The sequence below is a fragment of the Anabaena sp. CA = ATCC 33047 genome, assembly GCF_963870205.1.
In the GTDB taxonomy this organism is placed as follows: Bacteria; Cyanobacteriota; Cyanobacteriia; order Cyanobacteriales; family Nostocaceae; genus Trichormus.
In genome coordinates this window covers 300,166-305,071 of the sequence record NZ_CAWMSA010000056.1, presented here as the reverse complement: position 1 = coordinate 305,071, position 4,906 = coordinate 300,166, and the positions used below count along the sequence as shown (strand labels likewise).

Here is a 4,906-nt window from a genome sequence, read left to right as displayed (position 1 = left end):
TCCCCAGTCCCCAGTCCCCAATCCCCAGTCCCTATAAATAAATTCCAAATTATCGGTAAAATATTTGTACAACAAGAGATAATATCTGGAGTCAGAAACCCCCAGCCCTAAAGGGCGGGGCTTGAAAAAGCCCGAATCTGACCAGACTAAGTTCTTAACTGAACTACGTTAGAGGCAAGAGTTAAAGACCTACCAAGGAATCCGTAGCTAGTTCCTTGCTCTAGAACCGGACGATTAAACAGGCTTAAAGGGGTTAAACCAGTGTCGTTTGGATAGTTACCGACCTCTAACATTGTCTAAGCTAACATTACCCCGCAAGGGAGGCTCTTTGGAGCAAAACATTATGCGTACAGGGTTGTAAAGTTTGAAGCGGTAACTGTCCCGTTGAAAGTACAAAACAAAAGTACACCGAATGCAACAACCCCCGTATAATGTGACGGCGATGAAAATCGCCTGCGCCTTACCCCCATGTCTAAAGCCAGGGGCTTCCACGGCGCGAGAACTTTGGTGAAAAATCTCGAAATGGGGAAATGAAGCAGCAAAACAGACTTCGTGACCCTAAAAAAGACTCAAATCCTCCGTACTATTTCAATTAAGTTTAAAATCCCGTGACTGTAAGCTTGTCTGTTGCTCAATCTCATCGCCAACCCTGGCCCGGACTCATTGAAGCCTATCGTGAGTATTTACCTGTCAGCGAAACTACGCCCGTTGTCACCTTATTAGAAGGTAATACTCCTTTGATTCCGGTGCCAGCGATCGCAGAACGCATCGGTAGACAAGTCCGTGTATTTGTCAAATACGATGGTCTTAACCCCACTGGTAGCTTCAAAGACCGGGGAATGACTATGGCAATTACCAAAGCCAAGGAAGCCGGAGCGAAGGCGGTAATTTGCGCGAGTACAGGCAACACATCCGCCGCCGCCGCCGCCTATGCTCGCCGTGGCGGAATGAAGGCTTTTGTGTTGATTCCCGATGGTTATGTGGCGGTGGGTAAGTTAGCGCAAGCCTTACTCTACGGTGCAGAAGTCTTAGCAATTAAAGGGAATTTTGACCGCGCTCTCGAAATTGTCCGGGAAATGGCGGAACATTACCCCATCACTTTAGTAAATTCTGTCAATCCCTACCGTTTAGAAGGACAAAAAACCGGAGCGTTTGAAATTGTTGATGCTTTGGGGAATGCTCCAGACTGGCTGTGTATCCCGGTGGGGAATGCGGGGAATATCACAGCATACTGGATGGGCTTTTGTCAATATCATCAAACAGGAAAATGCGATCGCCTACCTCAGATGATGGGATTCCAAGCCGCAGGTGCAGCCCCATTAGTCAACGGTCAACCAGTAACCCATCCTGAAACCATAGCCACAGCCATCCGCATAGGCAAACCCGCCAGTTGGGACAAAGCGATCGCTGCCCAATCAGCCAGTCAAGGACAATTTAACGCCGTCACCGACGAAGAAATTCTGGACGCTTACCGACTGCTAGCGTCATCAGAGGGTATTTTCTGCGAACCCGCCAGTGCGGCATCCGTCGCTGGGTTGTTAAAGGTAAAAGATCAAGTACCCACAGGCGCAACAGTAGTATGTGTCCTCACAGGTAACGGTTTAAAAGACCCCGACACAGCCATTAAACACAGCCAAGCCCAATTTAAACAAGGCATCGCCGCCGAATTAGGTGATGTTGCTAAGGCGATGGGTTTTTAGGAATTGGGGACTGGGGATTGGGAAATAATTTCTTCCTCCGCCTCCCCTGCCTCCCCTGCCTCCCTACTCCCCACTCCCCCCCGTTCCCCCGCGTGCCTTTGCTAGACTGTCGATAGCATCACCTAAAGCGGTGGTGAGATTTTTACGGGTTTGGGTGTGGTTGTCTTGCTCGGTTTTCAAGGCGTTCAGCAAGCGATCGCGCTCTTGAATGACTGCAATCAGCTTGGCTTTTAAATCTTCTACCGTCTTGATTTGGGCGACTTCCTGGCGAATGGTGGCGACAGTAGTAGCATTAGCCAGTGTTGAACCGTCAATACCTTTGAGTTTTTGAATTTCTGTTTTCAAGGATGCGATCGTTTGCCGAGACAAATCAGCATCAGTACGGCGTTGTTCTGCCTCAGTGTTATAGAGTTTACGCCATTTCTCCGCATTTTCCCAGGCAGCATCGCACTGTTGTTGTTTTTCCACTAACTGCTGTTTGAGTGATTCGATTTCCGCCAACCATTGTTGTGTGATGTGCTTGCCAATTTCAATACTTTCAGCCATTTTTACACCTGATGATATTACTGTTTTACTTATGTATAATTTATATCAGCAAAAATATATACATAATTATGCTTGAGATTTAATTTATATAACCCACTAATCACCATAAAAGTGCATGATTTTCCATAACAACACTCTGCTTTTTTCAAAAAAAGTCCAGTTTCTTATATTTAGGAAGTAATTACGGACAGATTATAACCTTGACAATATGTATTTATGTATACTATAGTTAGCAATCTCATAATTAATTAAACTAATAAAAACTTGCTGATCATGAATAAGCCTATAAATTCACCATTCCGCTATGCCGGAGGTAAATTTTATGCTCGTAACTTAATACTGAGACATATTACGCCTCATTCATACTATGCTGAACCTTTTGCTGGTGGAGGTTCGATTTTCTTCGCCAAACAAAAAGTTATGAATAATTGGCTAAATGATATTGATGATCAACTCATAAATACATATTTAACTATTAGAGACAACCCAGAAGAGCTAATTAATTATTTAGATGGTGAACAAGCAACTAAAGAGAGACATTATTTTTATAAAAATGAATTTAACCCCCAAAATAATCTAGAAGCAGCAGCCAGATGGTTTTATTTAAATCGAACCTCTTACTCAGGAATTATGAAGCTGCAAAACTGCTATTGGGGATATGGTGAGAAATATAGTATGCGTCCAGAAAACTGGCCTAGAAATATCCGCAGAACTTCAGAAAAACTGCAAGATGTGAAAATTACTTGCTGGGATTTTGAACAGGTGATAGAAACAGTACCCGATCATGCTTTTCTATTTATTGACCCTCCTTATTTCAATGCTGACCAAGATAAGTTTTATGCTCACTCTTTTTCAAAAGATGATCACTACCGATTATGTAAAATACTCCAAAAGCATCAACATAGAATTTACTTTTTATTAACTTATGATAATACTCCTGAAGTTAGAGAATTGTATGAGTGGGCGGTAGAAATGCACGATAAAGAATGGAACTACACAATAAACAGGACGGATGACCAAAAAAAAGGCCAGAAAAAAGAGCATAACTTTAAAGGTGAACGTTATAAAGGAAAAGAAGTCTTTATATTAAATTATGACTCTACTGCCAACCTTTTCCATGAGCCAAAGCAATTAGTTATAGGCTTTTAAATTCTTTCTAAAAGATTTTCAAAAAATTCACGCGCTTTATCTAGTTCTACCCAACCATTTATAGGAGAAGGAATCATATCATTTGATAATTCTTCTATATTCCCGAAATTAATAATTGGATAGTTAGGAATAAAGCCACAATTATACTTATCTAAGCAAGCTTTTTTACCACATATCACTCCGCTAGTCGGGGAGACAGTAATATCTAAGGAACAAGCTAAATAAACTTTATTGTATACAAATTCTTGCAAAAACTCTTCATCACTGGCGACAGGCTTGAGTTTATTTATAAATTGTATTCCTTGTTCAGTAGGCTCAAATTTATACATTAAGTTGCCATCACTATCTTCCAATGTCTGATAAAAAGCATTACCTATAGATGTAGCCACTACATCAAAACTTGTGACACGATATTGGTCACTATGAGCAAGAAACATTTGCGGACTTACACCCAGCTTTTGCGCCATTACATTGACTTTTTCAGGTGTTTTAGTAGTTCGTGAACGCATACATTTAACTTTAATTAAATAATCGCCCTTTTTATGAGAGCCAGTTTTAGAAGTTTTGGCAACACTAAACATCCCTTTACCAGCCAATTTACACTCAACTGATATAATTTTTTTTGTGCTATTGTGCATCACCATAATATCAATGTCATGATTTCCGGTTTGGGCATTAATCACAGGTTTAGTTACAGTCCAATCTTGAGCAGGTAATATTTGTCTTAACTTAGAATACATAGAAAACTCAAATGCTTTCCCACGAATCATGGGAGCTACTTTTAAGTCAGTGACTATTTTGTATAAGTCACTGGTTGATATATTTAATGAGCGACAGTATTGACGAATTTCATTAATCCATCGTTCTTCTTCATTCCAACTCATTGTTAACCAATTCCTTTTATCAAACTCTCAATAGTAATTTCTAGAGCCTGAGCAATTTTCTCAATGTTGATGAGAGTAATGTTTTTTTCGGCTCTTTCAATCATGCCTATATATGTTCTGTGCAGTCCTGCTTTTTCAGCTAAACCTTCCTGAGAAAGACCTTGCTTTAATCTTTCATCTCTAACTCTTTGACCAAATTTTTTGAGGATTTCAGCTTTCATAAAGCTTTGCTAAGGACATGACTAAATATAGTAATAATTTGCTGCATACTAAAGTTCTACATACTATAGTTAGCATTAAGTATCAAGCTGTTAACAATGGATACCATTATCATGTCAAATCTAACTATGTAATTTGGTGGAAGTTGAAATTTTTCCCGTTTTATATTTTCTAAGACGTTCTGCCAATTATCATGCAATCAGTTGAGTCATAACTAATATATGTTTAGAGACTGGTTTGCAGACAACTTGGGAGTGAGTCAAACTCGTAAGGAACAAGTATATCTGGATATATGTAGGTCAGTAAGCCTACAAGATATTAGCTATTGGATTCAAGTTTTATTTGCTGCTGGTATTGCTACCTTGGGACTGGTGTTAAATAGCCCAGCCGTAATTATTGGTGCAATGT

The 4,906-nt window shown here is 40.2% G+C and carries 5 protein-coding genes and 1 pseudogene; 3 read left to right on the top strand and 3 right to left on the bottom strand.

Annotated features, from left to right (window positions below):
- The first annotated feature begins 608 nt into the window (after nt 1-608).
- Nucleotides 609-1,700 carry a threonine synthase gene (thrC, locus tag AACS98_RS17900; protein ID WP_066382278.1) on the top strand — a complete coding sequence of 364 codons (1,092 nt, stop codon included), beginning with the start codon at nt 609-611 and terminating at the stop codon, nt 1,698-1,700.
- Nucleotides 1,701-1,763: 63 nt separating this feature from the next.
- Here thrC and AACS98_RS17895 read toward each other — a convergent pair whose 3' ends face one another.
- The gene (locus AACS98_RS17895) at nt 1,764-2,246 is read right to left on the bottom strand and encodes a hypothetical protein (RefSeq protein WP_198161149.1); all 483 of its coding nucleotides are present in this window, start codon (nt 2,244-2,246) and stop codon (nt 1,764-1,766) included.
- A gap of 273 nt (nt 2,247-2,519) precedes the next feature.
- Between AACS98_RS17895 and AACS98_RS17890 the strand changes: the two genes are divergently transcribed.
- Nucleotides 2,520-3,395: a DNA adenine methylase gene (locus AACS98_RS17890; protein WP_066382275.1), complete on the top strand. Its 876-nt coding sequence runs from the start codon at nt 2,520-2,522 to the stop codon at nt 3,393-3,395.
- Here AACS98_RS17890 and AACS98_RS17885 read toward each other — a convergent pair.
- Entirely contained in the window at nt 3,392-4,279 is an 888-nt protein-coding gene (locus AACS98_RS17885; RefSeq protein WP_066382271.1) for a hypothetical protein, read from the bottom strand. The two genes, AACS98_RS17890 and AACS98_RS17885, sit on opposite strands and share 4 nt — an antisense overlap.
- Nucleotides 4,280-4,281: 2 nt before the next feature.
- Entirely contained in the window at nt 4,282-4,500 is a 219-nt protein-coding gene (locus AACS98_RS17880) for a helix-turn-helix domain-containing protein (protein ID WP_066382269.1), read from the bottom strand.
- 219 nt (nt 4,501-4,719) lie between these two features.
- Between AACS98_RS17880 and AACS98_RS17875 the strand changes: the two are divergent.
- Nucleotides 4,720-4,906: pseudogene (locus tag AACS98_RS17875) on the top strand (DUF389 domain-containing protein); the annotation flags it as partial.